36 protein-coding genes are annotated in these 26,425 nt (G+C 61.8%); 3 read left to right on the top strand and 33 right to left on the bottom strand.

Going from position 1 to position 26,425, the window contains the following annotated elements; translation table 11 throughout:
• Nucleotides 1-24: 24 nt before the first annotated feature.
• The 20 genes from NK214_RS11180 to NK214_RS11085 form a co-directional block, all read right to left on the bottom strand.
• The gene (locus NK214_RS11180) at nt 25-750 is read right to left on the bottom strand and encodes a DUF4376 domain-containing protein (protein WP_253314504.1); all 726 of its coding nucleotides are present in this window, start codon (nt 748-750) and stop codon (nt 25-27) included.
• 1 nt (nt 751) lies between these two features.
• Nucleotides 752-2,032, bottom strand: coding sequence for a hypothetical protein (locus NK214_RS11175; protein ID WP_253314503.1), 1,281 nt, complete (start codon nt 2,030-2,032; stop codon nt 752-754).
• Nucleotides 2,033-2,602, bottom strand: a complete 570-nt coding sequence (locus NK214_RS11170; protein ID WP_253314502.1) for a YmfQ family protein — start codon at nt 2,600-2,602, stop codon at nt 2,033-2,035. It abuts the gene before it with no gap.
• On the bottom strand, nt 2,599-3,663 hold the full coding sequence (locus NK214_RS11165; RefSeq protein ID WP_253314501.1) for a baseplate J/gp47 family protein: 1,065 nt from the start codon (nt 3,661-3,663) through the stop codon (nt 2,599-2,601). The genes NK214_RS11170 and NK214_RS11165 overlap by 4 nt, the downstream gene beginning before the upstream one ends.
• A complete protein-coding gene (locus NK214_RS11160) occupies nt 3,663-4,013 on the bottom strand; it encodes a phage GP46 family protein (protein ID WP_253314500.1) in 351 nt (116 codons plus the stop codon). The genes NK214_RS11165 and NK214_RS11160 overlap by 1 nt, the downstream gene beginning before the upstream one ends.
• Before the next feature lie 63 nt (nt 4,014-4,076).
• A complete protein-coding gene (locus NK214_RS11155) occupies nt 4,077-5,120 on the bottom strand; it encodes a hypothetical protein (protein ID WP_253314499.1) in 1,044 nt (347 codons plus the stop codon).
• Between the two features lie 74 nt (nt 5,121-5,194).
• Nucleotides 5,195-5,821: a phage baseplate assembly protein V gene (locus NK214_RS11150; RefSeq protein ID WP_253314498.1), complete on the bottom strand. Its 627-nt coding sequence runs from the start codon at nt 5,819-5,821 to the stop codon at nt 5,195-5,197.
• Nucleotides 5,818-6,918 carry a phage baseplate assembly protein gene (locus NK214_RS11145; protein ID WP_081575598.1) on the bottom strand — a complete coding sequence of 367 codons (1,101 nt, stop codon included), beginning with the start codon at nt 6,916-6,918 and terminating at the stop codon, nt 5,818-5,820. The genes NK214_RS11150 and NK214_RS11145 overlap by 4 nt, the downstream gene beginning before the upstream one ends.
• The gene (locus NK214_RS11140) at nt 6,902-8,179 is read right to left on the bottom strand and encodes a DNA circularization protein (protein ID WP_253314497.1); all 1,278 of its coding nucleotides are present in this window, start codon (nt 8,177-8,179) and stop codon (nt 6,902-6,904) included. The genes NK214_RS11145 and NK214_RS11140 overlap by 17 nt, the downstream gene beginning before the upstream one ends.
• The gene (locus tag NK214_RS11135) at nt 8,179-10,332 is read right to left on the bottom strand and encodes a phage tail tape measure protein (RefSeq protein WP_253314496.1); all 2,154 of its coding nucleotides are present in this window, start codon (nt 10,330-10,332) and stop codon (nt 8,179-8,181) included. The genes NK214_RS11140 and NK214_RS11135 overlap by 1 nt, the downstream gene beginning before the upstream one ends.
• A 124-nt stretch (nt 10,333-10,456) precedes the next feature.
• On the bottom strand, nt 10,457-10,834 hold the full coding sequence (locus NK214_RS11130) for a hypothetical protein (RefSeq protein ID WP_253314495.1): 378 nt from the start codon (nt 10,832-10,834) through the stop codon (nt 10,457-10,459).
• A 5-nt stretch (nt 10,835-10,839) separates the two neighbouring features.
• Entirely contained in the window at nt 10,840-11,214 is a 375-nt protein-coding gene (locus NK214_RS11125) for a phage tail protein (RefSeq protein WP_253314494.1), read from the bottom strand.
• Nucleotides 11,215-11,262: 48 nt separating this feature from the next.
• Entirely contained in the window at nt 11,263-12,681 is a 1,419-nt protein-coding gene (locus tag NK214_RS11120; RefSeq protein WP_253314515.1) for a phage tail sheath subtilisin-like domain-containing protein, read from the bottom strand.
• A complete protein-coding gene (locus NK214_RS11115; protein ID WP_081575593.1) occupies nt 12,681-12,869 on the bottom strand; it encodes a DUF2635 domain-containing protein in 189 nt (62 codons plus the stop codon). Before NK214_RS11115 ends, NK214_RS11120 begins: the two co-directional genes overlap by 1 nt.
• Nucleotides 12,866-13,531, bottom strand: coding sequence for a DUF1834 family protein (locus tag NK214_RS11110; RefSeq protein WP_253314493.1), 666 nt, complete (start codon nt 13,529-13,531; stop codon nt 12,866-12,868). Before NK214_RS11110 ends, NK214_RS11115 begins: the two co-directional genes overlap by 4 nt.
• On the bottom strand, nt 13,531-13,953 hold the full coding sequence (locus tag NK214_RS11105) for a gp436 family protein (protein WP_253314492.1): 423 nt from the start codon (nt 13,951-13,953) through the stop codon (nt 13,531-13,533). The genes NK214_RS11110 and NK214_RS11105 overlap by 1 nt, the downstream gene beginning before the upstream one ends.
• Nucleotides 13,950-14,333, bottom strand: coding sequence for a hypothetical protein (locus NK214_RS11100; RefSeq protein ID WP_253314491.1), 384 nt, complete (start codon nt 14,331-14,333; stop codon nt 13,950-13,952). The genes NK214_RS11105 and NK214_RS11100 overlap by 4 nt, the downstream gene beginning before the upstream one ends.
• A 9-nt stretch (nt 14,334-14,342) precedes the next feature.
• On the bottom strand, nt 14,343-15,251 hold the full coding sequence (locus NK214_RS11095) for a Mu-like prophage major head subunit gpT family protein (protein WP_253314490.1): 909 nt from the start codon (nt 15,249-15,251) through the stop codon (nt 14,343-14,345).
• 28 nt (nt 15,252-15,279) lie between these two features.
• A complete protein-coding gene (locus NK214_RS11090; RefSeq protein WP_253314489.1) occupies nt 15,280-15,684 on the bottom strand; it encodes a hypothetical protein in 405 nt (134 codons plus the stop codon).
• Between the two features lie 7 nt (nt 15,685-15,691).
• A complete protein-coding gene (locus tag NK214_RS11085; RefSeq protein WP_253314488.1) occupies nt 15,692-16,789 on the bottom strand; it encodes a phage protease in 1,098 nt (365 codons plus the stop codon).
• 144 nt (nt 16,790-16,933) lie between these two features.
• On the opposite strand from NK214_RS11085, the gene NK214_RS11080 reads away from it, so the two are divergent.
• Together NK214_RS11080 and NK214_RS11075 are read left to right on the top strand one after the other, a co-directional pair.
• Nucleotides 16,934-17,227 carry a DUF2513 domain-containing protein gene (locus NK214_RS11080; RefSeq protein ID WP_253314487.1) on the top strand — a complete coding sequence of 98 codons (294 nt, stop codon included), beginning with the start codon at nt 16,934-16,936 and terminating at the stop codon, nt 17,225-17,227.
• On the top strand, nt 17,224-17,511 hold the full coding sequence (locus NK214_RS11075; protein ID WP_253314486.1) for a hypothetical protein: 288 nt from the start codon (nt 17,224-17,226) through the stop codon (nt 17,509-17,511). The genes NK214_RS11080 and NK214_RS11075 overlap by 4 nt, the downstream gene beginning before the upstream one ends.
• Before the next feature lie 94 nt (nt 17,512-17,605).
• Here NK214_RS11075 and NK214_RS11070 read toward each other — a convergent pair whose 3' ends face one another.
• Genes NK214_RS11070 through terL form a run of 4 tightly spaced genes read right to left on the bottom strand, consistent with a single transcriptional unit; the run spans nt 17,606 to nt 22,209 of the window.
• A complete protein-coding gene (locus NK214_RS11070) occupies nt 17,606-18,169 on the bottom strand; it encodes a phage virion morphogenesis protein (RefSeq protein WP_253314485.1) in 564 nt (187 codons plus the stop codon).
• A complete protein-coding gene (locus NK214_RS11065; protein WP_253314484.1) occupies nt 18,166-18,996 on the bottom strand; it encodes a phage minor head protein in 831 nt (276 codons plus the stop codon). The genes NK214_RS11070 and NK214_RS11065 overlap by 4 nt, the downstream gene beginning before the upstream one ends.
• Nucleotides 18,983-20,560 carry a DUF935 domain-containing protein gene (locus NK214_RS11060; RefSeq protein ID WP_253314483.1) on the bottom strand — a complete coding sequence of 526 codons (1,578 nt, stop codon included), beginning with the start codon at nt 20,558-20,560 and terminating at the stop codon, nt 18,983-18,985. The genes NK214_RS11065 and NK214_RS11060 overlap by 14 nt, the downstream gene beginning before the upstream one ends.
• An 11-nt stretch (nt 20,561-20,571) precedes the next feature.
• Nucleotides 20,572-22,209 (bottom strand): phage terminase large subunit, encoded by a 1,638-nt coding sequence (terL, locus tag NK214_RS11055; RefSeq protein ID WP_253314482.1) that lies wholly within the window; start codon nt 22,207-22,209, stop codon nt 20,572-20,574.
• A gap of 24 nt (nt 22,210-22,233) precedes the next feature.
• Between terL and NK214_RS11050 the strand changes: the two genes are divergently transcribed.
• Nucleotides 22,234-22,731, top strand: coding sequence for a hypothetical protein (locus tag NK214_RS11050; protein WP_253314481.1), 498 nt, complete (start codon nt 22,234-22,236; stop codon nt 22,729-22,731).
• Here NK214_RS11050 and NK214_RS11045 read toward each other — a convergent pair.
• The 9 genes from NK214_RS11045 to NK214_RS11005 all read right to left on the bottom strand — a co-directional run bounded on the left by NK214_RS11045 (nt 22,728) and on the right by NK214_RS11005 (nt 26,375).
• A complete protein-coding gene (locus NK214_RS11045; RefSeq protein WP_253314480.1) occupies nt 22,728-23,228 on the bottom strand; it encodes a DUF1804 family protein in 501 nt (166 codons plus the stop codon). The two genes, NK214_RS11050 and NK214_RS11045, sit on opposite strands and share 4 nt — an antisense overlap.
• Nucleotides 23,228-23,449 (bottom strand): hypothetical protein, encoded by a 222-nt coding sequence (locus NK214_RS11040; RefSeq protein WP_081575578.1) that lies wholly within the window; start codon nt 23,447-23,449, stop codon nt 23,228-23,230. The genes NK214_RS11045 and NK214_RS11040 overlap by 1 nt, the downstream gene beginning before the upstream one ends.
• Nucleotides 23,446-23,658: a TraR/DksA family transcriptional regulator gene (locus NK214_RS11035; protein WP_253314479.1), complete on the bottom strand. Its 213-nt coding sequence runs from the start codon at nt 23,656-23,658 to the stop codon at nt 23,446-23,448. Before NK214_RS11035 ends, NK214_RS11040 begins: the two co-directional genes overlap by 4 nt.
• Nucleotides 23,655-24,236 carry a hypothetical protein gene (locus tag NK214_RS11030; protein WP_253314478.1) on the bottom strand — a complete coding sequence of 194 codons (582 nt, stop codon included), beginning with the start codon at nt 24,234-24,236 and terminating at the stop codon, nt 23,655-23,657. Before NK214_RS11030 ends, NK214_RS11035 begins: the two co-directional genes overlap by 4 nt.
• A 194-nt stretch (nt 24,237-24,430) precedes the next feature.
• The gene (locus NK214_RS11025; RefSeq protein ID WP_253314477.1) at nt 24,431-24,664 is read right to left on the bottom strand and encodes a hypothetical protein; all 234 of its coding nucleotides are present in this window, start codon (nt 24,662-24,664) and stop codon (nt 24,431-24,433) included.
• Nucleotides 24,664-25,071, bottom strand: a complete 408-nt coding sequence (locus NK214_RS11020) for a M15 family metallopeptidase (protein ID WP_253314476.1) — start codon at nt 25,069-25,071, stop codon at nt 24,664-24,666. Before NK214_RS11020 ends, NK214_RS11025 begins: the two co-directional genes overlap by 1 nt.
• Nucleotides 25,072-25,155: 84 nt before the next feature.
• A complete protein-coding gene (locus NK214_RS11015; RefSeq protein WP_141113222.1) occupies nt 25,156-25,503 on the bottom strand; it encodes a hypothetical protein in 348 nt (115 codons plus the stop codon).
• A 33-nt stretch (nt 25,504-25,536) separates the two neighbouring features.
• Complete coding sequence (locus NK214_RS11010) at nt 25,537-25,968, bottom strand: Mor transcription activator family protein (protein ID WP_253314475.1); 432 nt, start codon at nt 25,966-25,968, stop codon at nt 25,537-25,539.
• Nucleotides 25,965-26,375: a gp16 family protein gene (locus NK214_RS11005; protein ID WP_253314474.1), complete on the bottom strand. Its 411-nt coding sequence runs from the start codon at nt 26,373-26,375 to the stop codon at nt 25,965-25,967. The genes NK214_RS11010 and NK214_RS11005 overlap by 4 nt, the downstream gene beginning before the upstream one ends.
• Nucleotides 26,376-26,425: the final 50 nt, after the last annotated feature.

The following is a 26,425-nucleotide window of genomic DNA, read 5'->3' as shown; positions in this document are numbered from 1 at the left end:
TCGCTGTCTCTACTATGTTTACAGCTACATCGTTGGCCAACGGATAGCTTCGGCGGTCTCGACCGTTGCCGCTTGGTCAATCAAAGCCTTCAGCTCACGCGCCGTTGTATAAAGCCCAGCCACATAAGTGGCCAGGGCTATCGGCAGACCAAGCGCTCCATCCGCGTCAAGCTTCATCACGCTGTTGTCGGCCGCATCCCACGAGATTTCGAACGGTACGCCAATGGCTTTAGCGGACTGCGCCGCCAACGCTGCGGAAGTGATGCGTTGCACGCTGCGCGGGTCGCTGTCGAACACCTTGCCCAAGTAGGGAAACCCGGCGGCCTCTAAACGGTCACGCTCCGCAGTAATACGAGCATAGGCCGCAGCACGGGCGGCAAGCAGTTGAGCCGAGCGCCCAGGGCCATCAAGCGTCCATGTCTCGCCATCCCAACGGTGATAAATGCTCGGACGCTGCAGCTCGGTGTAACCACTTGGCACATTGCCCAGCCCATTCCAACCTGCAATGCCGGATCCTCGTTCGTCAATGTGCTGCTCCGCGCCATCTTCTGTGCTGTATAAGGTTTCACCGCGCCAGTCACGAACAGCCTGCCAGCCGCTGTCCGGTTTGCCGGCCTCGATGATGCGGGCGACATGGTCCACCACCAGTTTGGCCGGGGGAGCAATTGTAGTCGTTTGGCCGGCTGCATAGTCGATTGGGTAGGTATACACGCCGTTGTCGGCGTAGGCGTAGTACTTGGGAGTGGTCATATCAACCTCGTTGGATCCAGGGCTTCACATGAATATTCTTCACCAGCGTCTCGGCACCTCCGGTGTAGTCGACTTGTCGCGCCAGGTTCACGAGTTGGTCAGATAGCGCCCAGCGGTTGCTACCCGTCTGGGTTTGCAGCTCTTGCGAACCGGCGCTGAAGTGCCTGTGCGAGCCGACGGCATCGCCCGTTATGCTTCTGATGGCCTGTTGACCACTGGCTACCCGACCGGAACCCTCGTCGGTGTAGCGCTCCACCACACCTCTGGCGTCGGGCACGGTGGCCCCATATAAGGCGTAGAGCCGTGGATAGTCAGTGCTGTTGATAGCCTGCCCTGAGGCCATCATTACCCCGCGCGGCGGCGATGCCAGGTAACCGGCCCTTACGCCAAACAAGTTGCAACCATGTGGGTTGCTCTCTCTCAACACGATCAGGTTTGAGCCGTCGTAAACTACTTCAACAAGGCCATCTACATACAGCATTGCGATATCGGCGGATTCGATCCCGCCAAAGGTCTTGCCCGCCGGAGCCGTCAGCCGAACATCGTTCGCTGAACTATCGACGCGCTTCAGCTCCCAACGGGCACCCGCAGGCACGCCAGTTAGGTTGAACGTCAGCGCCAGCGCTGCGGACGCATTCACCAGTACGGTGCCAACATGCGCCATGGTCAGCGTGGTGCTGGCCGTGATGGCTTTGGGGGTGGACATGAAGCCGCCTGCGACTTTCAGGACGCCGAGAGTGGCATCCAAGGACATCGCCTCCGTCCAGTCCACTGCGGACTCTGCCGCAGCACTTGGAGCGGTTCTCCATTTATGCATCCCGGCCGCAGCGTCCTGCCAATACTGCAGGGCAAAGCCATCTTGCAAACGCTTGTGCCCTGACGTGCCGCGATACCAGTTGGTGCTGTAGTAGGTACTATTAAAGTCGGCGGCGATTGCGCTCTTGCCGTTAATCTGTATCACGGGGAACTGACCGCCCCACTCGCGAGGGACGACGCCGAGGCCAATATTTCCCTGCGCATCGACGGCTACGCCATCCGTGATACCGTATCCGGCCAACGTCGTCGGCCGCGCAGCACCCGACCCGCCCCAGGCGATTTTCTTGACTGCCTCCAACAGTTGATTGCTCTTCGCTGGGTCAACCGTAATGCCGCGGTCGGCCAGAACAGATATAACCTCAGCCTGCAGCATGTTCAGCCATGCCGCCGTCACAATGGTGCCAAGCTCGCCGGTTGCGGGGTTGCCGTCATGGAACAGCCCATCTGGGGTGTTGATCTCTCGCATCTATGCCTCCTGATAGGCGAAGTAAACAAAGGTATGCGCCGGTTTGAGATCGTTCATGACCTCTTCAATGACCGGGTCGCCAAAGGCCGTCAGTCGCTCGCCGGCAGCGGATAGCCCTGCTTGAAACCGAAACATGCGCGCGCTGTCGCTATGCACCACCACCTGCCACACCCAAACAATGTCGGCGACCCATAGCATGTCGCCTGCTCGGTTCACGCCGGCACGGAAGGGCTGAGGCTCATTGATGGTGATCTGGTAGCCCAGCCCGGCCGCCAAGCGGATGAAGTACGGGATGGACAAGCCGCCGATCTCCGCCAACTTGGCCAGCACGGCCTGCAGGCGCTGCTGATAAGGGGCGCTGGCCGGCGGGGTGATGCCGCAGACGCGCTCCCAGTTCGGCAGCAGTTGCTGCGCAAGAAAGGGCGTCACTCCGCTCACGACATAACGCGCGCTAACCTGCACCGCATCCAGCGCCTTGCCTTCTGCGGTCAGCTCCGCTTGCAAGGTGCCGCCACTGGGCGCATAGCTCACTGGCGGCAATAGTAGGGTCAACAGCTCATCGTGGTTCATGGCATCGCCGTCACGGTGATGGTGCCCACCCGCACCCATTCCACCTTGGTTTCATCCACAACCGGCACCACGTTGGCGGCCGGGAACGTCACCGCGCGGTCGATCACCCCGGACAGATCAGAGACCAGTGCTTCCATGCGGCTTTTGATCGCGGTTTCACCTGGCGCGAGCTGATTAAAATAGACGCCCAGCGCCGCCTCAATCTGCACTTGGACGGCAGCCAAGGTGATACCGGACAACTTCACCTGGACGGCGACGTTGGTTGTTTTGGGTGTAGGAGCCAGCACCAGGCAGTTTTTGGCCGTGACTGGGCGCAGGTCGTCGATGTAGTCCTGCACCGCGTCGATAGTGGCCTCCGACGGCAGCGCGCCGGCAGATGTGATCGCCACGTCGACGGTGCCGAGGCCACGGCGCAGCGGATAAACGTAGGCGGCGGTTACGCCCGGCACCTCCATCGCCCAGCGCCGGTAATCGTGGCGGTTGCCGCCGGCCGGCGGGCGGCGGATCAGCTCCAGCAGCCGCGCGAGAAGCGCAGTGTCGTCTTCTTCGTCCACTCCGCCGGTCATGGTCACGATGCTGGCCGCGCTGGTGACGCCGGACGGCGCGGCGGTCAGTTCCAGCGCCGCATTGGCCGCAGCGTTGCCGACAGTCCCGGCGGTATTGGCGACGGCCGTCACGGTGGCGATGCCGCCGCCGTCGATCACACCGGCCGACGTGGTGGTGTACACCTGGTCGCCCAGCTTTGCGGATAGACCAGTCGGCACCGACGCGCCCGGCGTGCCGTATGCCTTGATCTGCCCCTGGGCCGCCACTGCCGCCTTGCGAGCAAGGCCGCGAACGCGGGCATGCAGCTCCAGATACTCGCGGTCGGCGGTGTCGGGGAAGATCTGGCGCACGATCCACGCCTGATGCTGGTACAGCCCTTCAACGGCGCTGGCGACCGAGCTGGCGCGGATGAAGTAGTCGCTATCGGGGCCAGTGTCGGCATCCGGCAACTGGTTCTTGATGTCCCGCAATAGATCGTCGCGGATCTTGGCGAATGCGGGAACGGAGAAGGCCATCACGCGACCCTCACAGGGTGCTGAAAGCGTTGTACACGGCCGCTGATGTCTTCAACCTGGATGTGCAGCTCAAGCCAGCCGGGCCGATGGCGAGACGTGGTGACGGCAACGCTGTTGGCGCGACCGTCCTTGATCAGCGGCGCAAGCGCTTGCTCCGAGTATTGGCGGGCCAGCACCGCCACGCGGCTGACGTCCTTCTCTCGCTGCAGCTCGTGCAAGCGCGAACCCAAGGAGGGGTCTGCCCACCAGCTGCCCAGCGGGGTCATCAGCCTCAGGTAGACGGCATTGGCCAGGGTGTCGGTGCGGGATCCGGCGTAGTCGCCGGTTTTGGGGTCAATTAAAGCGTCCATGCCCCACAGTGTGCGGGGCATGGTAGGGAAAGTAATGTTTGATTGGCTTCAGTTACTTAGGGCTTAGGAGCTTTGCTCTTCGTTATCTAGATCTTCAGGCTCCTCAATGTCGCCCACAGCCATGATCTTTGCGTTCTTCACCTGGCCGTGATGCTCTTTTGCATTAATGTGGAGAGTAATGACCCTTCGTTTCCACTCGGCGCGTTGCAGCTTGTTCATCGCATCAATAGTGAGGCTGGTTTCATCCGCTTGTGCGACAAAGTCTTCCCCAGACTCAAGGCTCATGACCCTAATCCTGAAATCAGTTCGTAAGGAGCTGTCAACGCCGAGAATTCTGAACCGCCCATCGAGACGTATTTCATTTGAACGACGTCTTGCGTTCTGAACTAATAGATGTGCTTGCTCACCACTCAGTGCCACCCCTTGAATTTCCCCACTGTTGGTTGACTCCATGCCCTTGAGCATGTCCATGTTCATGTCGTAGGCAGTACGGTAGATATTGTCTACCTTCGCGTTTTCTTTAATGAGACCTTGCATGACAGTCATGCGCTTGGTCTCCTCACTGGACATGGACTGCATGACCGTGAGCTGCTGCTTCTGCACCTCTGTACCAAGTTCTTCAGATCTAACTTGGCGGCGGTGCTCTAGGATGCTCTTGATCGCGAAGTGGCCAAAAAGCAGCAACATGGCCGCTAGGATTACGATGAGCATTTGTTCGCCGGTCATCTTTCCCATCGCTCCATCAAGAAATTTTTCAGCTAGGGCTTGAAAATCGACATTGTAATCTGAAGAGCCTCCATCAACACGAACCTGAATTTCCAGGTCTTCCTTTTCCTGCTTGGTAAGGTTGTTGATGTTCGGTGTGTTGTACTTGCTTATAGCATACGATCGATAAACTGCAGATTGAAGAGCCAAGAAGCTTTTCATCATGGCAGGAGTAATCGACTGATCGTACTTGCGACCTTTGGCGTACACACGCAAGTTTGGCCACCCTTCAAAGTGGACATTCAGATCCTCAATGTCCAGCTTGATCGTGCCATCAACCAGCTGCGTCAGATACCGATATGCGTCATCTTCACTACGGATGAATATTCCTGCCTCGCCCATAACTTTACTTTAAGTTCTTATGAAACCCACATAATGCCAAACGAATTGAAGGCAGTGCAACCTGATATTTGACATTAGAGAGGTTCACCCGTCACCCCGCCAGAGTCACCTGGGTGCGTATGATGCGCGCCGCTCTTACCACCAGCCACCACATCCTCTGTCGCCGTCAGCGTGCCATCCACATGCGCGCCGCTGCCGCCGCTGATCGCCATCCCGCCGCTGCCGTTGATCTGGCCCTGGGCGTTGAACACCGCGCTGGCCGTCAGCGCCGGGGTGTTGAAGGTAGCGCTGGCGCTGGCGCTAACTTCCCAGGTCTGGCAGTTGACTTTAAACACGTCGCAGTCAGTCTCGATCAGCCGGCCGCGCTTCATCACGATCTTGCTGCCTTCGTCGGTGTAGAGCGCTACTTCGCCGGGGGCCAATGACTTCAACCGGTAGCTGCCGTGCTCAGTGGCGATCACGATGCCGTGAGCGGTCTTGCCGCCCACCGGCAGGATCACCGCCATAGTGCCCGGCGGCGGGTTGCTGGTCAGCCCGTAGTGCTGGAACAGCTCGTTGTCCTGCAGGCGCTCGCCAGCCAGGCCGTCAGCCTGGGCCAGTTGCACCGCCGGGCCGCTGCTGACGCGTGTCAGTACCCCGCGGAACGCCTGGCGCACGCTGGACATCGCCCGACGGATGCGCTTATCGATTTCGTTGATCATTTGCTCACGTCCACGGCTTCCAGCCCCGCCGATCCGTTCTTGCCGCGGCGGTGCTTGCGTTTATGCGGGTGGGCGTCCAGCACCCAGACCTTGTCTTCCTTCAGCGTCAGCGTTGTGACGGTGCCCTGGCCCCGGCCACCCTGGAACTTGCGCGCCATCAGAAAGAAGGTCGCGTCGATGCCGTGGGCGTCGCTGATCACATGAATGCGCTGGCCAGGCTGCCACAACACGCCACCGCTTGTGCGGTGGCCGGCCACCTTGGCGGTCAGCGTAAAGCCCTTCAATCTGGAGTCAGACAACAGCTTGCGGCCGCGAGCGCGCGCCGCCTCGGTGTTCTCGGCCTCGTGGTCGACGATGATCTTGGGTCGATAGATCTTGACGTCGGGATCCCGCACCGTGCTCTTGAGCGCGTGCTTGCCGTTTTCCGTTGCTGTGCCATGGCGTTGGCCCAGCACTGTGAACTCGGAGTAGCGCTCAGCCATTGAGCGCACCCGGCTCAAGCTGATCACATTGTTGTCCTTGCCCTCGCGGCGCATCACCAAACTGGCCACCGGCGGGGTGTTGTAGTCCGGGCCGCCGATCACCAGGGTGCCGTCTGGCTCGAACCACGGCCACAGCCCGTTCGCCTCAGCGGCGTGGACCAGGGTTTCCCATGCGGTGTCGCCTGGCTCCACGTTGATTTTCTCCGACGTCATCGACCGGGCGGCGTCGATGCGGATCTTGCTGATGCCCAACGGCTTGACCACGTTGGCCACCACCTCGGCCAGCGTCGCTTGCTTGGCTGTGAAGATGGGACTGGAGCAGTCCACCAGCACCGCCGCGCCGTCGCGGCCGGACAAGCTGAGCGTGTGGCTGTTCTTGTCGATGGGGTCGGCGATCTCGTCTATCTGTCCGGTCAACACCGTGTCGCGGCCGATCCGCACCACTACGCTGGCTCCAGCCTCCACCAGCGGAGGGAACTCGCCCTTGGGCAAGCCCAGCGACACCTGCCAGGCGTCGGCCGGGATCATCAGATCCGAGTCGATCTCGTAGCTGGTCCATTGCTGGTGGACCCGGCCACCGATCAGCACGCTGACCGTGTTATCTGGCGTAGGCATTGAGCACGTCTCCCACTTGCAGCGCGTTCGGGTTGATCAAGTGCGGGTTCAGCCGCGCCAGCTCCTGGGCCCGCGTGTAATCGCCATACCACCGGAAAGCGGCCAAGTGCAGATTGCCAGGCGCCTCGACGGTCCTGGTGATCAGCGGGGGCAGCGCCTCAATCACCGCCGAGGCGGCGTCCTGGGTGCCCAGGGCGGTGTCTTTCAGCGCCTCGGTGACGGGCCGGAAAACTTCGACGGGGAACAGCTGGCGGTGCGTTTCAATGGCTTGCTGAATGGAGCCACGCACATCATTGGCAATCCGCTCGACTTCGGGAGGGGATAAGGTCGGCTGCTCCGCCTCGGCGGCCAGGATCTGGCCCGCCACCTCGGCCAGCGTAGTGGCCACTGTCGTCTGTACTACGGCCGTCACCAGCGCGACATCTTCCGCCTTCGCGGGAATCGGCTTGGCTTCAGCCCCGACACTGCCGCCAGACTCTCCGCCGCTTCCTGTCGTGCCTGCGGATCCCGACACCACCGCGCCCGGCAACTGGACAACATTGTTGAGTTGACCCGTGAGGCTTTTCCAGTCCGACATGATCACGCCGGCATCGAAGCTGCGCAGATCCGCCATGCCGTTAACCAGGCTGACCACGTCGCCAGCAAAGGCACGCGGGTAGTCGATCAGATCCAGCGTGGTGCCGATGATGCTCTGCAACTGGCTGCGGATTGCGCCCAGCGTGCCCGTCATCACGTCGCGCAACGCATTCAAGCGCGACAGACTGCCGGTGACGCCGCTCAAGGCAGAGATTGCCGAGGCGAACACCTCGATACCGTTGAAACGGGCCGTTTCCGCCAGCAGGCTGACCGCCTCGGCCTTTTGCACCGGCAGTTGCTGGACAAAGAAGGGGTTGCCGGGGGTGGCTTCGACGAAGGCCAACTCCACCGTGCAGTAATCCGGGCTGTCAGCGTCGTGGCCGATTTCGTAGCTGAGGAGCTGGGCCGCTTTGATGCTGCCGAACACCGGGTGGATCAGCTCGCCGTGGCCCGGCTCGTCCAGCACTTTCAGGAATGCTTGCAGGCGGCTTTCGTAGTCCTTGCCGAAGAAGGCGGCCGACATCGTAATGCGTCGGGCCTTGCGGCCCAGGTCTTCCACGTCCGCGCCGTCCAGGTAGGGGTATTCGTGGCTTGCCGAGTCGCGCTGTGCGCTGTCCTGGGCGCGCAGGCAATCGAAGGTCATGCCGCGGAAACTGGCGTCAAGCAGGGTGTCGGCCCAGGCCATCAGTTCCTCCTCGCTTGTGTGCTGTTGCTTTGGTTGACCACTGCGACCAGGTCACTACCATTAACCCTGAATTCACCCGTCAACTGGATCTGCATCGGCTGGTTGACAGCCTGCTGCATTTTCTGTGCCGCAACATCAAGTTTGGTCGCGGCGTTCATGGTGGACTGAAGCATGTTGAGTTGTGGGATCGGAGCAGCAGAGCTTGGGGCATTGCGTAGGTCAATCGGCGGGGCTTTGGCACGAGCCTCGTCTTGGGCATAGCGTTGAAGCCATTGCTCGTTCTCAGCCGCATAGCCTTTACCAAATTGATACCAAGGCTGATAACGCTTTCGTGCGGCGTCTATCTGAGCTTGCGAGTACTGGGCACGGAGCCGCTTCCAGCGCGCATCACCATGTTTAAGCTCATCGTCTTCTTGATCCGTGGTGAAATTGGCCAGCGATACTGCGGTCAAACCGAGGCCAGCGCCAGCGACTGGTAGGTTGCGCGCTGCTGGGCCTGTCTTAGGTAACACCCCCCCAGGTAGCTTTGCACCGCCGCCGCCCTTACCCAATAACAGCATGGGTAACGCCGCTGCACCGGCCGCCGCGCCAAGAGCACCTATGGCTACCGTTGTCCCTGCCAGTACCGCGGACAACCCTGGATACTCTTGCGCATAGTCCGCCAACTTGCCGGCTACATCTCCAATCGTGCTACTCAGCCCATCAAAAGCCTTCTGCTCCGCAATCGTTTTCTCATTCCTTGCACGCTCAGCTTGAAACGATGCGGTGCCCTGTATTAAACCGAAGTTTGCATCCCCAGTACCTGCAGCATTGGGCAGCTTTGCCACAATGCCATTGACGTACTCTCTATTCCCCATATACCCGACCAAGGCCATCAATGCTTGTCGGTCTTGAATGAGGGTGCCAATAGCCGAACCTTGCAAAATATCAGCTTGGGAGTCCAAAAGAGCCTTTCTTTCATCCCCCTTTGCCGACTTTAGTTTTCCTTGAATGCTCTGGTATCGTTTGTCATGAGCGACAACTTTATCGACCAACCCAACAAAGGCGTCTAGAGAATCCATTCCTTTCTCTCTTGCAGCCGCCAGCGTTCCAGCAAGGTCAATCCCTTTTTCCCCCTTTTTCTTTGCTTGAAATGTGGTGGAGCTTATTTTTGAAGCGTCTTTAGCCGTATCTTGGCTGTTGATTTTGGCAAGCAGATTGACCACGTTGTTGCCGGCCTCATCTTTAGTGCCCGCAGTAATCACGGCAGCCTGATTTAATGCCAGCAATTTCGCTGCACCAGACATCCCGTTCATGCCAGATTGTTTTGCAGCCGCCATCTGCTGAGGCAACCACTTGGCCATGTCTTTCAGCTCAAATCCGCCGGCTTGGCCGGCCATAATTGACATATCCAGCAGCTTCGGCAGTTCATGCTCTTTGATTTTGAACGTCTGCATAGCGCGTATTGCGATATTTCCCAATTCATTGGGGTCTGCCCCTGTACCCGTCGAGTACTTCTGTAGAACTGGCAATAACTTAGTTGCCGATTGCTGGCTCATAGCGCCAGAAGCAATCAGATTGTCAAGGGTCTCAGCGGCTCCTTCTCGCGAGCCTCCGCCAATCCTTACCGCCTGTTGAATCGCTCCATCCAACTCACGCATACCAGCACGCCGCCCTCCGATGTCACGTTCTGCGTAGGCTGTATTGGACATCATCGCCAGACGACGGTCATAGTCCATGGTGCGCTTCACCGGCTGCCCGACAACATAGGCTCCGGCCGCAACACCGCCAGCAACCGCCGTCAACACTTTGGCCCCTGTCGATAGATTGCGCTGCAATTCGCTGACACCTCGCATCTCGCGGCGCAGTTCTTTGACCTGGTCCCGCATTGCGCTGTAGGCGCGGGTTTGCTCCCGCGCCGTCATGGTGCCGCTGCTTGCCAGGCGCTTGTATGCGGCCTCGGTCTGCTGGATTTCGCGCTGGATTGTACGTTCTGACCTGACGCCCAGTTGCTCCCTGGCGCTGGCCATCCGCTGGCTTTCGCGCGACAGCCCAATGACCGCCTTCTCGGCACGCTGGGTGTTCTTCTCCAGATCCTGCATCGAACGCGCCAGCGGGCGCGAGGCTTCGTCGCGGTATTTGAGGGTTAGGCCGACTTCAGGTTCTCTTGCCATGTTTAACCGGGCTTCCTTTTGCGCTTGGATTTAATGCTGCGCTGCTCGACGCTTCCGCGCTGGCGTGTCTTGCCGCCGTACAAACTATTGACGGCGGCAAGGTAGCCTTCAAACTCGACGGCGTTCAGCTCCCGGATCCGGGACTCGGGGATGCCGTGCCGGCCGAGGACGACGACGGCGAGTCGGAATCCGCTGAGTTGCTCTTCGGCCGCATCCGCTTTTTTTTGAGACGATCCCGCGCCTCGGTCATCACGTCGTAGTCGTCATCCACCATGGTGCTCAACAGCTCGAATGTGATCGCCTCGCGTGGGATGCTGCCCAGCTTCACCAGGCTGGCCGCCAGCATCATGGTGTTGAGACGCAAGTTGGAGCCGCCGCCGCTGGTCTCGATGGCGTCGATGTTGTCGCTTACGGTGGGCAAGCGAATTTCGAATTCGTAGTGCATCTGGCCGGAGCCGGCCGGATACTCGACGCCGTACTGCAGTTCGCCTTTTTCGGTCATGGTGCTTATTCTTTCACGTGGCGCAGCGCCTGCAGCTTGAGGTCGCGGCGTGCTTCGTTGTCGACGGAGTACTTGTCGCCGGTCTCGGTGGTGAAGCAGTCGAGATAGCTTTCACGCTTGCCGCCTGTGCTGTTCGGGTAGATGGTCAGCTTCGCGCCTTCAATCGCCTCCCAGTCCAGGTCGCCGCTCAGCGGGATGGCGACGGTTACCGACAGGTCGTATTCGGCGATGCCCTTGGCGAAACCTTTGGCCCGGCCTGTCTTGTTCATGGTCTTGACCAGCTTCCGGCCGGTCTTGGTGCTGATGCTGATGTCGATGACTTCGACTTCCTTACCATCAACTTCCAGCACGATGGCCCCTGCGTATTCCTGAAGCGCCATGATGTCCTCCTCCGTTGGTACAGGGCGGCGGATGCCGCCCCTGGGTGTTTACAGCAGCAGGTCGATGCGGCCGGCGAACACATGCAGGCCGTTGACCACGTCCACCGGGATCTTGGCGTCCAGGCGGTTCACGTCCTGGCTGTCGCGCTCGACGATCAGGCCGTCCTTGTTGGCCTCCACCGCTTCGACGATCTCCAGTTCTTCCAGCTTCAGCAGCACGTCGAACAGCTCCGAACGCACCTTGTCCGGGGTTCGCTCGGACAGCTTCTCGCGCGGGAAGCGCAGCGAGATCCGCTCACGGCACGCCTTGCGCACGTAGTCCAGGGTGCGAATGGTGGTGATGTCCAGCAGCGCCACGTCGTCCACGCCCTGGGCGTCCTTGGTGTAGGTGCTGATGGCGCGCACGATCTGCACCCGGTCGCCGGGTCCGATCTCCAGCGGCGTCATGCCGTTGTACAGGGCGTTCTCCTGCTCGGTCCGGGTCGGCCGCTGGTCAATGCCGGTCACGTCGATGCCCGCCAGCTCCAGGGTGTTCAGCGGCCGCGCCGGATCCTCCTCGCTGGCCAATACGGCGGCGTAGGCGGCGGCAATTTCGCAGGGCAGGCGCAAGGCGCCTCGATGCCAGGCCCCGGTGATGCGGCCGCTGTTGATCTGTCCGGCCAGGGTGGTGCCGCTCGCCAGCGAGCCAGGCCAACCAAACACGCCAATGGCACCGCGTTGCTCCATCGGCCCGGACACGAAGTCCAGATGACTGCGGATCACGGTCAGCTGCGCTTGGCTAGCCAGCGGGGCCACAATGATGTTGTGCCCGCCGCCGGCCATTGTCGCCAAGGTGGCGGTATAGTCCGGGTCCAAAGTGCCGCCTGCCAGGGTCACCACCGCGGCGGAGAGACCGGGCGCTGTTGCGCTGGCCACCAGCTTCAGGTCATTGCCGATTGTGCCCTTGTGGACGCAGGTCACGGTGACCACGCCCGACGCCACCGCGCCGGTAGCCGGCAAATCCGGCCGGGCGGCCAGCGCCGCGCCCAGGGCCGTCGCCACGGCGGCGGCAGTGTCGCCGCTGTTGACCGCGACATCGACACGAGTCGCGCCGACCCACAGCTTCAGCACGCCGCTGCCGGTGGCGGTGCCGGTCAAGGTCACCGTGCCCGAGGCCGCCACGCCGGCCGGATCCGCGATGGCGACGGCGGTCAGCTGCAAATAGGGGTAAGCCGTGATCGCGGCGCGGGCCATCAAGTGCAGCTGAGAGCCGCGGCCAAACAGCTGCGCCGCCTGCTCGTCGCTGAACACGTCGGCGGGCACCATCGCCGCCTGGGTGCCGGCTGCCAGTTTCTGGCCCAGCACCAGCACGCGCTGCGGATTGCCCGGCAGCGTGCGCACCGCCAGCTTGGTGTTGAATTCGAAGTACTTGCCGGGCTTGCGGATGCTTGCCGGGATGCTGTCGAAGCTGATATTCGGGCTGGCCATCATTCACCCCCTTTCTTTGCGGTGGTTTTGGCACTGTCGGCGGCGTCGATCTCGATCAGATCGCCATCGGCCTGGATGCGCAGGTAATAGGCGCTGTTCGGCACGTCCACCGCGGCGGCGTCGGTGATGAACTCACGCGGTTTGTCTTCCCTCGGCACCTGGATGCCGGGCGCGGCTTTCACTTTCATGGATCGCTCCTGGTGAGGATGTCCGAGGCGTCGGGCTGGCCGTCGTCCGGCATCAGGTGGTAATTCAGGCCGGTACGCAGCCAGTCGGGATCTGGCTCGCCGGTCTTGCCCTGATAGCCGGTGAACACCGCGTCCGGATCGTCAGCCGCCCCCGGCGCGCCGGCAGCCGGCGGCGTCGGCCAGCGCAGCTGCGGCAGGGCCTCTTCAATCCAGAAGGTCGAGAACTCGCAGGCGAACACCGAAAACGCGTCGTTCTCCAGCCTGGAGTTAAACAGGGTGCGAATCCGGCCGGGCTGCAGCGGATGAATCGGCAGATCCAGATCCTGGGCCGACAGCAGGCGGCGCACCGCGGTGACCAGCCGATATGTGCCGACTTCCGCCGCCGCCGCGCCGCCGGTACGGCTGGCCGCTTCACTGCGCACGCTGCGGTCGCCCACCATCACGACGAAGCTGGCGTCGGCTTTGTATTTCCACTTCGACGCGGAGTACGGCTCGGTTCTGGGAACGCCGCCGAAGGTCACCCACGCCGCCGGGAAACGCCGGATGGCTTCCTCCAGCCCGTCGTCCAGTTCGCCGCCATAGCTGCCGACTTCGCGGACCATGCGGCCGAGGCCCAGGCGCAAACGCGCGATGATGGCCTCTTCGGTTCTGGCGATGATCATCAGAACAGCCCTCCGTCGCGAGCGAACACCCGCGTGCCGCTGGCGAACTGCACGGTGTTGTCGGTTGGCATGGGCGCGCCGTCCGGCATGCCGCCCAGCGTGACCTTGCCGCCGGCCACCAGCTCCAGGAACTTCACCGCATCGCGGTAGCGGTCGCGGATGTCGTCTGTCACCCGCGTGCCGCTGCCGCAAAGGCGATAGCGGGCGATGTCGCAGGCGTAGCCGGTGAGGATCTTCGGCGGCTGGGCCAGCGGCAGCCGGTAGCGGCTGCTGATGTAGCCGTCGATCTCGACGCCGGCCGCTTCCAGCGCGCCCGCCAGCACCGTCTCGTCGACTGCGCCGGCAAAGGCGCGGTCGGTCAGCGCAATGACTTCCCCCTCGCCGAAGCGCGTCACCATGTCGTCGCGGGTGGCGTACATCATTCGCCCCCGCCGACGCGGAGCAGCTGCAAGGACAGCATCGGCTCCTGGCACAGCATTTCGAACTCGGCGGCGGTCAACTCGCTCAGCGGGATCCGGGTAACTTCGCGAGTAAACCAGCGGCCGGCGCGGCGGAACTGCTCGCACTTCGCCACCACCTCGACGGTGTCTGGGGCAAACATCCCCGTCACTTCAGGCGGCAGCGCGGCCGGCGGCTCCACCACATGGGCGGCGGGTTGCTGCAGATCGCCTTCGGTCGCAGCGCCAGATTCCTGGATGCTCGGCGGCAGCGCGGCCGGCGGCTCCACCGCCTGGTCGGCGGGTGGCTGCAGCTTCTCTTCGGCCGCTCCGCTCGGCGCGGCCTTGGTGTTGGTTTTAGCCATGACGCCCCCTTACGCCACGCTGCCGTCGGAGCCGTAAGCCAGCTGCCAGAAACCGTAACCACCGGCCGCGCGAGCCTCCGCGCCGAACTTGTACTTACGGCGGTTAAACACGTCATCGGCCTGCGGATCGGTCTGCTGGACGAATACCGGCTTTTTACGCTCCTGGTAGATGAAGGGCTTGACCGGCTTGGTGGTGTCGAGCAGGAACCAGGCGTCGTCAGAGGTCAACCAGGGCACCACCACCAGTTCGGCGGTGCCTTTGTAGGGGTTGGTCTTGCCATCTTCCAAGCGGTCGTTGCTCAGCAGCGCGCGGGCGATGTCTTCCAGGGCCGGCGGCACCAGCAACACGTTCGGGGTGATGTTCAGCGGGCGGCCTTCATCGTCCTTGAACTTCTTCATCGCCGTGCGCGCTACGCCGTAGCTGGCCTGGGCGGCCGCTTGCGACGCGGCGGACAGTTTCTTGGTGCCCTTGTTCGATACCGAGGCATCGGCCACCGGGTGATCGACGTCGAAGAAGTACTGGCCGTCGTAGCAGAGGCTGTTGAATGCCTTGTTGACCAGGTCGAACACGATCTCGTCGGGCAACTGCTTGGCCGAGAAGCCCGCCATCTGCGCTTGCGGCGCGTAGATGCCGAGGTTGTCGTCGTCGATATCGTTGCGGTCCACCTCGACGGTGGTTTCCCAGTCGTCGTTGGTGATGCTGTAGCCGAAGGCGGACAGCGCTTTGACCGCTTTCTCGCCGATCCACTTCTGCATGCGCGGGAAAGCGGACAGCCACTTGTAATCGTTGGAACGGGCGGTCGACGGCACCAGCATGGCGATTTTCTGCCACTGGCTGGGCGCGCTGTCGAAGGCGTTGTTGAAGGTGGTCTTCAGGTTGACGAAGATCGCCTTCAGCGTAGCGGCGTTGATGATCATGGGGTTTGCTCCTTCCAGTCGCTGGGGTTTAGATGACCCACACGCCGTCGACGTCGACACCGAGTACGGTGCCTGCCAGCGAACGGGTGTTAGTGCCGTTGGTTTTTGCCACGGTCTGGTTGTCGACGATGTAGCAGGCGCGGCCGACGCTGGCTTGGGTGACGGGGTCGCCGGATTCGTTGGCCCACTTGAACGCCTTGCCGCGGCGGATCGTCATGCTGATCGCGCCGTCGGCTCCAGCGGTGTTGTCGGCCAGCCCTTCGGCGCGGCCGAGGTAGGCCAAGGTCGTCGCCGTCGCGCCATTGGTAGCGAATCCGGTCGCACTGGCGGCAACCAGCGCCCCGGCCGGAATTTTTTGGCCGGCGGCCACCGGGACAACGATCAGCGAGCCATCCTTCATCGGGGTGTTGCGGTCTTGAGTCGTAGCGGTCATGACGTGCTTACTCCTTCATCGCGGCGGCCACGGCGGCCGGGTCGTTGCCAAACATGCTGCAAACTGCCAGCGTGTCGGCGTCCAAGCCGGTTTCCGAGTCAGCCGCGGGCGGCTTGCCTTGGGTTTGGGTGGTCGACAGCGCGGCGATCTTCGGAGCGCTGGCCAGATAGGACTGCAGCGCGTCGAGGTTGGATTTGCCCAGGCCGCGCGCCCATTCTTCCTGTACCGGCAACAACCGGCCGTCGGACAGCGCCACCGTCACCAGGTCTTCGACGACGCGGCCCTGCTGCTGGGCAGTCAACGCGGCGACTTGCTCCTGCAGGGCGCGCATGGTCTCCACCGACACGAAGCGGGCGGGGTCGACCTGGGTTGCCGACAGCGCGGCGATGCGTTGCTGCTGGCCGGTGAGCAGTCCGAGCAAGTCAACGCTGGCGGCGGCGGTGCCTTGGCCGGCGGACAAGTGGTCAATCAGTTTCTGAAGCTGTGCTTTGGTGTCTTCTACCGTGGCACCCACCGGCAGATTTAACATCCAGCGCAATTGCTCCAGCAGTTCGGCGATATCCATGGACTCCTCCTGGATGGTTGGGGGGGAAACTGTCGCTAAGAGCGACAAGGCGGCGACCGACAGCTCCGGCAACTCATCGAGCGCGGGGTTATTGGTCAGAGCGACATGCAGCAGGCCCGTGATGCGGCCTTCCTTGTCGTAGGTAAAAACGGGAGAGAGGTAGCCATACTCATCGGACTCGAGCATCGCGGCGGCGGCCGTCGTCCATTCGACGTCTATCGCGTAGAGTCCATCGTCCCGCCATTCCAGCGTGCGGAACCAGCCAGCGGCAGGCGCGGGCTTGCCGTTCTCGATGCTGCGTAGGGTTTGATGCTCGTAGTCGATTACATAGCGCGTCCTCCGGTCGGTGGCTGCGGCAATCAAAATGGCGGCCTGGACGCTATCCATCTTCCAGGCGGGCACCTCGGCCGGCCGGCCGTCTCGGGCGCGGAAACTACCGGCCGGGATCAGCTTGACGGCGCGAGGCGCCTTGCCTTCCGTTCCGGCTTGTTTGGAGAGGTCGACCGTCAGAGCGGCGATGAAATGTGTCAGGTGTGGCATGCCCCCATTTTGATGGGACACTGCGAGAGGGCTTAGCTGAGGGGCTTCAGTGGAAATTGATGCTGTGCATTGACCATGCCCGGCGGCATGTCACAATGGCGGTTTTCCAATGTCATGCAAGGTAAAGCCGAGATGAGAAGAAACATGAATACGGTACTTGCCATCCTGGAAGAGGTGGCAAAAGAGCCGGATGGCAAACCGACTAGCGCGTCGGTGCGGCGAGGGGTTGCCGACAAAGTTGGCGCTGGCAAGGTGGAACAAGACTTCCACTTGTCCTTGCTGGAAAGCGCCGGCTTTATTCGTTTCGAGAAGCAAAGTCTGGAAATGCAACGTGATAACCCGCTGGTCGTATTGACCTGGACTGGACACGACTTGCTGGACAAGCTGGAAAACCAGCATCGGACGAGCGATGCCACAATACGGACACTCAACCCATGAAAACCGCACGCGTAAGCATCTATGACGATGGTGACAAATGCACCTACGACTTAAGCATATCCGAGGAAGACATTCTGTCGCTCTGGAATATGCCTGTCCTGAAGAAGCAACAGGTCGACTTGCCAAGCATAGAGGGCAATGCTCTACTGTCCGGCAATAGGGTAAGCATCATGTTTGGCCGACCTGACGGCAAGGAAAGCATCGGTGTCGATTTCTACGTTTTGAAGCCCATACTGGAAAAGGCACTCGAAACTTTCCGTCCTGATCCGCTGGAAGGCGTTTAAACCCCGTTTAATTTCAACGATGCGGGGTTCCGGTGCATCACCGCACCACCCAGCCCGCTAAAAACGCGCCAGAACGGCGCGTTTCGTTTTGTGGTCAACCGCCCGTCGCGGCTCTCAGATAGTCCTCCACCGTCGCCTCGATCTCGCGCATGTCCTCGTCGCCGAGCACCAGGAAGGGGCGCGCCGGGATCTTGCTGCCGGGGTGGTTGACCTTGCGTACCGGATGCCGGCCCCCGGCCCAGGCCAGCGCGCGCTTGTTGCGCGGGCGGATCTCGTGGGGCTTTGTCTGTCCGCCGAACTGCTGGATGGCGGCGTACTTCACATTGGTGCCCACCACCGCGTTATCGTTGCTGCTGCTCTGGGTCATGCTGCTGGCCAGCCGGCCGGACGCTTGCAGGATTTTGCCGCCGCGCACCTTCTTCTCGAAGCGCGCCGCCGATACCTGGCCGCGTTTTGTCAGCGCGCCAGCCCTCGACATCCAGGACGCTGGCTTCAATCCCTGCCAGGCTGGCCGCCCTTCGCGGGCGAAGTTCTCTTCCACCGCGTCGGCCATGATGCCGGCGATGGCTTGCATCAGCGGCACGCGGTGCGTGATCGCCTTCTCCAGCCGCTGCAATGCGGCGAGGACGCCGCTGTTGTCCACCTTGATGTCTATCATGCGGCCTCCTGGTACTTGCGGTATTGCTTCGCCAGCTCTGGCGGGTATCGGCTCAGATCCGGCTCATAGGCGGCAACGCCGGGGTTGAAGCCGAAGCCGGGATCTGCGACGAAGCGCTTGCCGGTCGCCGGGTCGTTGAAGGCGATCACCTTCCGCGTATTGCCCTCGCGGTCTATTGTCTGATCCACTTCTTCCAGTCGCCCCTCGCTGCTGGCCGCCAACAGCTCCAGGCGCTCCATGTCCCGCGCGCTGCGAGTGCGTACTCTGCAGCGGCAGTTCCAGCCGTTCGGCGGATAGAAGCGGCTCCAGAACGGGTCGTCGTAGCGGAACACGCGGCCGTGCAAGCTGCGGTGCGCCGGCCGGGTGCGGTTGTCCATGACGGCCACGTACTCCCAGTACGGTCGCAACTCGGCGCTGGCCAGCTGTTCCTGGAAGCGGCCGGCCATATAGGACGACTGCAGGTTGGTGCGGAAGATGGTTTCGAGCCGGCGCGGGTTGAGCCGCTTGCCCAGAATCTCACCAGTCCCTTCATCAACGATGCGCCCCTTGCCCCACCAGCCCTTTGCCTCCAACAGCGGCTGCAGCCGGTTCTGGAAGTCGGCCAGGGTTTCGCCATTCTCCAGCGCGGCCGTCAGCGCTTCGCGCACATCGGTCAGTACGTCCAGCCGGGTAACGCCGGACACGGTAAACGCGCGCGCATGCGCCTCGGCCCAGACGTCCTGCCATTTGAAGCCAATCGCGTAGCCCTTCTCTTTGAAGTAGGCGATAGCCTCCTCCGGCGGCAAACCGATGGCGTAGCTCAGATCGACCGCGTCAGCTGTCGGCATTCAAGCGCCCCCACACATCCGCGACGAACATCGTGCGCGCCAGCATCTCCTTGATCGTGCCGTCGTCCAACAGCGGGAAAGCCGCCGTCAGCGCCTCGACGGCGTCATCCGGCGTCGCGCCGCTGCGCAGCGCCTGGATCACCGGCTCAAGCAGGGTGTTGGCCTCGCCGCTCAGATCCGGCAACTCGATGGCGTCCAGCGCCGCCTGGTCGGGATACACCACTTCGCCCTGGGCATTTGTCAGGACCGCGCGATAAGACAACGCCGCCTTGGCCTCCTTCGGTCGCAGCTCCGGCGGCAGCGCCATTTCAGGCCGCGGCGCGATCAGCACCTCCTCGTCTGGCTGAGGCGTGGGGATCGCCAGCTTCTCGTAGACCCAGGCTGTGGGCACCTTCAATCCCAGGCCGACAAGCGACGGCAGCGCGTCCGCGTACAGCTTCAAGTCTTCCGGCTGCCGGGTATCGAACACCAGGCGCGGCATGCGGCGCGGATCCACCTGACCGAAGTTCAGGACCGCAAGCGGGTAGAGTAGATCTCGGGTCAGCGAGCCTTCCAACTGACGCGCGTCACTGACAGTCAAGTCATGGCGCACTTCGTTGTGGATCGTGCCCAGGGCATTGGTCGAGGTCTTGCCGTCGGCCTGGCTGGTCAGCGTGCCGCCTAGGATGGCTTTGGACTGGGTCCGCTCGCACCAATCCATCATTGCTTGGAATGGCTCATGGCTACCATTGGCGGCGTTCTGGAACTCGATCAGCATGCTGTCCGGGATGATGCCAGCAGCGTTGTGACCGATGCTGGCCACCGCCTGCAGCAGCGTGGCTTTTTCTTCTTTGCTGGCTCCCGCCGGGTACTTGCCCAGGCGCAGCGGCAAGCCGTAGATCTCAAGGAACTCGGCCAGGTCGCGCACACTGAAGTTCTTGAACAGATAGGGCCAGGCCAACACGCGGTGCAGGCCGGCGCGGTTCAGATAGCCGGACTTGGCTTTATGGCGATGGATCACCCAGCCGAACTGCCAAGGCTCAGCCCCCTCGGCCGAGCCATCGCGCAACCGCAGCACGTTGCCGTCATGCGGCATGGTCTGGAACCAGCGCTGCGGCCGGTGCGTCAGGCTCCGCGGCAGCCAGTCGCCGCCCAAGCGTTGCCACTCGATCTCCAGCGCGGCAAAGGCGTGACCGATGCCATCCAGGCAGTCCAGCACCACGTCGTCGAATTCGGCCATGTCCGCCAGCCACTCCTGCAACTGATCGGCTTGTTTCTTCTCCGCGGCGCTGGCGTTACGCGGCGGAGCGATGCTCCAGTCCAGGGTCAACAGCGCGCGCTTGCGCTTTGACATCTCGGCGAGGATGTGGCCGTCCTTCTCCTCCATGTCGGTGAACAGGTCGGCTTGCGCGGCCAGGTTGCCTTGCTCGGCATCCTCCAGGATCCGGGCCAGGCGCTGCGGCGTCAGGCCGCGCGACGGATGCTCGGCGAACTCGCGCGTAACCCAGCCCACGCGGGCGGTCTGCGGCTCGTGCAAGACTTCTTTTTGAATCGGTTGACCGAATTGGTCCACAATTTGCGCCATGTTTGTCACTCCTACCATGCCCCGCCAGAAAAGCCGGCGGCGCTGCCTAAGTCGTCATCGGCACCGCCACGCGGCACCGGGGTGAATTCGATCTGACCGCCACCTGACAACGCGCCGGCCCACAGCATATGCAGCGCGTCTGGCCCGTCGTCGTGGTCGGCTTTGGGGAAATGACGCAACTGCTCAATCAGGGTGTGTTGGTCGGGATAGAGCCGGATCAGGCCGTTGGCCATATGCGGCTGCAGCGTCTCGATGCGCAGCAGCTTGTCGCCATGCGGATTGACGGCACGGGCCGGCACCGGGATGCCGCGTGCCGCGGAACGCTTGACCAACTCGGTGCGCATGAACTCTTGGAACTGCACCGACTCGACCAGCCACAGCACGCAGCGGTACTCGGCCTGAAAGGCGATCACGTCCTCGATGATGCGGTCGGGCAGACGCTTGCGGATGCTGGCCTCGACCACGTCCAGGATGCCGGTATGGCGGTTGTAGCCGCCGACCAGAATGGCCGATGGGTCACGGCTCGCCCCGGCCTTGCCGAGCGACGGGTCGCACGCGCCGTAGAATACCCACTCACGCAGCCGGTTCACCCAGAAGGTGATGCACTCAGCAAACGGGGCATCGTCGCCAGACAGCGGGTCGTTCTGCTGTTCCGAGTCGAACGCGGCTTTGCCATCGCGTGCGCGCTTGGTCATCAGCTTGTAGAAGGTGGTGCCGCCGGACCAGCAAATCTTCACCCCTGCGTCCATGTCCGGCTGGTGCGCCAGGTAGAACGCCTTGGCTTCGTCCTCGCCCTGACCAAGCAAGATCTCGGTCCAGCGGTCCCACAGATCCATGCGTTCAGGCCAATGCTCCACAGCGCGGAACTTGGCGCTCTTCCACAACGGGTTCTTGATCAGCCGGGCTAGCACCGAGTCGTAATGCAGGATGGTGCCGATGATGAATACGTCCAGGCTGTCGTCAGCCGGGCCAAGCGACAACAGGCTCTTGGTGATCCAGCTCATCAGCTTGTCGCGCTGCTCCGGGCTGCGCACGTTTTCATCGTTTTCCAGATCGTCGCCGATCACCAGGTCGGGACGGTAGGGACCGTGGCGGCGACCCCGTATTCGCTTGCCGGAGCCGAACACTTCCACCTTCACGTCGTTGGCGGTGACGATGGTGCCGACCTGCCATACGCGGCCGCGCCCTGTTGCTTCAGGAAAGTCCAGCTGCAGACGCGGATTGAACTCCAGCTCGGCCTTGATTGCTTCTAGCATCGGCCATGCCTGCTCGATGGCATCCATCACGATCAGCGGGTAGTGCTTGCGCTTGGTCACGATGCACCACAGCGTGCCGATCTGGGTGACGATGGTGGACTTGGCGTGACCGCGTGGCGCGGCCACCGCATCGTGATCGCCGATGCCGTTATCGACAACGTCCTGGAAACGGTCGAACAGGTAGTCATGGACGGTTGCCGGGCTGTGTTTGACGTAGTGCGGGAAATAGGTCTGCGCAAAGAAGCGAAAGCTGGCAAAGGCTTGCAAGCGGCGCTGTTCACGCGCCGCTGGGTCTGGGTTGAAGCCGTCGCACTCGGCGTCGATCTGGCGGCGGTACTCGGCGGCTAGCAATGCTATGTCATTTAAGAAGCCTTTTTTGGTAGCCTTAGCCATTTAACTGCTCCGAAAGAAAGCACTATGAAACTTGATAGGGATTTGCAAAGGCATCTTCTGCAGTCGCTAAGCACCTTCTATCCTGATTGGGTAACCATTCATTCGGACATTTTCGATGGAGTTGACCGACCAGTCCTGTTGGCAAATCTTGCATATCTCATTGAGCACGGCTTGGTCGATGGTGCCAATTCCGCTGTGGCGGAAAGGCTGCCCCTCGGCCTCAGTTCCGTTCCATTAAGGGTGAAAATATCGGCAGCTGGCTTGGACTTTATTGCACAAGACGGAGGTCTCTCAGCTATTCTTGGCACGGTCACGGTCAAGCTCCATGCAGACACCATCCGAGATATGCTGGAGACCAAAATCCTAGCTTCTGCCCTTTCTACCGAAGATAAAAACTCCTTCACCAAGACCCTGAAAGAGTTACCCGGCGAAGCGCTCAAAACCTTCACCAATAAATTGGTTGAAATGGCCTGTGATAACCCACAAGCCGTCTGGACTATGCTCAAAGGCATAGCCAGCTAGCCATACAGCTTCGCCAACTCTTCCCCAAACGGCTCCAGCACCTCGACGAACGCCTGGGCGTGCTGCGGATATCGTTCGCGGATGTACGCGGCCATCTTCTGCACCACGTCCATGGCCGTCGCCAGCTGACTGGTCTCCGGCAACACTTTGCGGCTGGCCGCCACGGTCTTGTTGAACGAGTCGGCCAGGCTGGCCAGCATCGCGACCTTCTTTTCCGCAGGCAGATCCCCGTTGGTGTTGATCGCGTCCATCGTCGTCTGGTACTGCGTTAAAAAGCCGGTCAGCGCCGCCCGCGCGACGTTCTCGATGCCATCGCCGGCAAGGATCGCCGCGGCGCGCAGTTTGTCCCAGTCGTCGCCGGCCTCGGCCGCTTCGCGCTTCCAGCGGCTGGCGGTAGACATCGACACATCGCACTGCAGCGCCGCCACCTCCAGCCCGATGCGGTCAAACACATACAGGCGCCTGACTTTGTCGCGGGTCTCCGGTGCATGCGCCATTACGTCAACGCCCGTTTAACCACCTCGACGGCAATGGCGGTGCCGACGGCCACGATGCCGCCGCTGATCGCCCCGGCCTTGGCGGCTTGTTGCTCGACGTGGCGCAGCCGCTCGTCCATGCTGTCCAGCCGTTCGTTCTGCTGCTGTTGGCTGGTAACAATCATGTCCAGCTTGCCCTCGATGCGCCCCAGGGCGCGGGTGACTTCGTTGTTGTCGCTCATCTGGCATTAATCCTCTCGTGAATGGTTTGGCACTCAAAACAGCGGGTGCAGCCCTTGACCAAGGTCTGGCGCTTCTCCGGTATCGCGTCGCCGCAGTCTTCACAGTGACTGAGGCTCGTGCCGATTTTTTGCTGTGCTGCCTGCCGGGCCAGCGCCTGCTCACGCTGGCGCAGCTCCAGTTCTTGCGCCTGGTCGAAGATGTCCGTCATTTAGTCGTGGCACCTCCATGAAGGTGGGACAGGGTGCCCAGTTGAGCTTCAAGCTGTTGGCACCACGCGCCATAGTCGGCGGCGTGGGCGATCAAGTCCGCCGGCTGTAGCCCGGCACCGGCGGCCCCGGTTTGACCGGGATTTGCAGCATCTCCGGCGTTGGCTGCGGGCAGACCCGGATTACGCTCGGGGTAGCCGAGGGCGGAACTGTAGAGCCGCAGCCCGCCAGGGCCGAGGCCAGTAAAACGATCACCATCAGATTGGGTCGCATCGGCAATCCTTTGCTTCAGTTGGGTCTGGGTTGTAGCCAACTGGGAACGGGTTTGCAGCAGCTCCCAGCCCAGCTTGTTGGCTTGTTCTGCGAGCTTCTGCTGGCCGGCCAACGCGGTCGCAAGCTCGCCGGCTTTGGCATCAGCCGCGCGGGACCGCTCTTGCTCGTGAGAGAGCTGGACAGCCTGCAGCTTGCTGGCGGCAGCGGTTGACGCGACTTTCTGGCCGGAATAGAAGCCAGTCCCCCAGACCAGGGCAATAAGGGCGGTGATGGCCAAGGGCTTGATGAAGGGGCGGATATCAAACATGGCGAGTTCTCCGCTGTTTGCGCGCCTTCCTGGCCGCGCGGCGGATCGCCGCCACGCCGGACTTTCGGCCAGGCATCGGCCAGCTGAGGCAGACCGGCGCGGCGCTGGGGATGGGCGGCGGCTGAACGGCGGGGGCTTGGACCTTGGCCGGGGATAGCAAACGACGCCCCCAGCTCACCAGGCGCAGCGCGAGCTTAAGCATCCTTGCCCCCTTTGGCGTTGTCGCGACGGGTGGCGATCCAGCTGCGGGCCGCAGAGTAGCCGCCCACGACACCGAGGTAGATCAGCCAGATCTCTGGCGTCAACGCACCCATCACGCCCAGATGAATAAACATGCCGGTCGCCGACGCGCATGCCACATTCGCCCACAATTTGCTGTGGCTCAACCGGTTTGTTGCGGGGTTCTTAAACAGGTCGCCGAGGCTCATTACTGATACCCCTTCGCCAGTTCGAAGTGGGGGAATTCGCGGAACGGCGCATTGGGACGGCCGTACCAGTTCAGCCCCAGCTCCATGCCGATCCGGCCCATCGTCTGCCAGGCCGGGTGCTTGGCGTCCCACATCGGCTTACCGCCAATGGTTGGCACCACGTCGAACGCACGCGCGGCCGGTTTTCCCTGGATCATCGCGTTGTGGGCCGATTGGCCGGCGCGGGCATTGGTCACGCGCGGGCCAGGCTTGGTCCGGCCCTGGGCATACAACTCGTCCTGCTCAGCGCCAGAACGATAAGTGGTGGTAATGAGGGCGGTGACCCCAGCCGCTTCGCAGCGGCGTACAAACTCGCGACACAGAGGCTGCAAGTCCGGGTGCAGATCCTCGATTTTTCGGCTTGCCATGACAGCGGTATCCATTTTGGTTGGAACACCGCCAGAATAAGAAAGCGCCCCGTTGGGGGCGCTGTGAGGGGCTTCAGTGAGTTTTTACTTCTTGGCAATCTGCTTCATCAACTTCTTCGCCAAGATCCATGCGGACTCGCTTTGATCTGGACGCAATTTGCTACAGTAAGTCCACTCGTTCGAATAATCGCCAGACTGAACTTTTGGATTATTGGAAGCGGCAATAACTCGATACCAGGCACACGCATCTATCGGTTTTTTTGGCGAGCCAGTTGTCGCCCTGCCTGTTGCGTAACTGTATGCCAAATTGCGCTGTGCTTGATAATCGCCCCGCATGGCTGATTGTTGCATCTGAACTTCGGAATCTGCCACTGCATTTGTCGATACGGCAATCAAGCACACCAATGCCAACCTCGATAAAGCACTGCGCATTGCTAACTCCTGCTGTTTTATCCATGTTGGATGTTAAAACAGCTTGCCCTGCGGTGTCTCGCTAATCTGGTCCACCTTTTTCAGCAACATCCATACATTGCGCTCGGTCATCTGGTATTTGCGCGCAAGCTGGTTGACGGCATGCACGGCGGGGTGCTCGCGGGTCAGTTCGTCGAACTCGGCCCGGATCAACCGGTCGCGCACTTCTCGCATCGCGACGGCGCAGCGCGGGATCGCAAGCACTTCACCACCAAAGTGGGCGGTAATCTTATCTGCGGCATCGACGCCCACCACTTCCGCCAGCGCTTCATAGCGGATCTGGCCTTCACGCCGCTTGTTCTTGCTGACCGGGAATGTAGTGCCGCCCCAGACTTCCACCAAGCGAGCGGCTTTGGGCAGGCCGATCAGGGTGGCGATCAGCTGGGCCATTTCCGGCAACAAGTGCTTCACGTCGTCCAGTTTCATCTCACGTCCCTCCCATGTCGTTTCGCGTCGTAAGTCAGCGCCGCCACCAGCTTCTGCAACTGCTCAGCATCCAGCCAATCCACCTTGTCCACCGTGAACATCCGCTTGGCCATCGCGTCGGCGTAGGCCCAGGGGCGCTTGGCTTCCGCCAGCAGCGCTTCGACCTTGCCCACCAGCACCTTGCGATCCCGTCCCACGGTGGGCCGCTTTCCGGTCTTGGCCGCGGTCTTCGGCTTCCAGCCGCAGCGCTTGAGATGGGCCAACACCTTGTTGACGCCAGCAACTGTCAGGTCTTTGCTCGACGACACGCCGGCAATGCTCTGCAGCATCGCGCGGTAGGTGTCGTCGTCCATCGCCAGCTCTTTCTTTGCGATGTGGATCTTCGCCAGGGCGGGGTTGCAGTTCATTTGTCACTCCGTTAAAACGCGTTGCGGAGCCGGCAAGCGCCGGCTCGACA

Origin of the sequence: Chromobacterium sp. S0633 (assembly GCF_024158805.1) — a bacterium.
Taxonomy (GTDB): Bacteria; Pseudomonadota; Gammaproteobacteria; order Burkholderiales; family Chromobacteriaceae; genus Chromobacterium.
The sequence above is the reverse complement of the archived record's forward strand: the minus strand, read 5'-3'. Positions and strand labels throughout refer to the sequence as shown.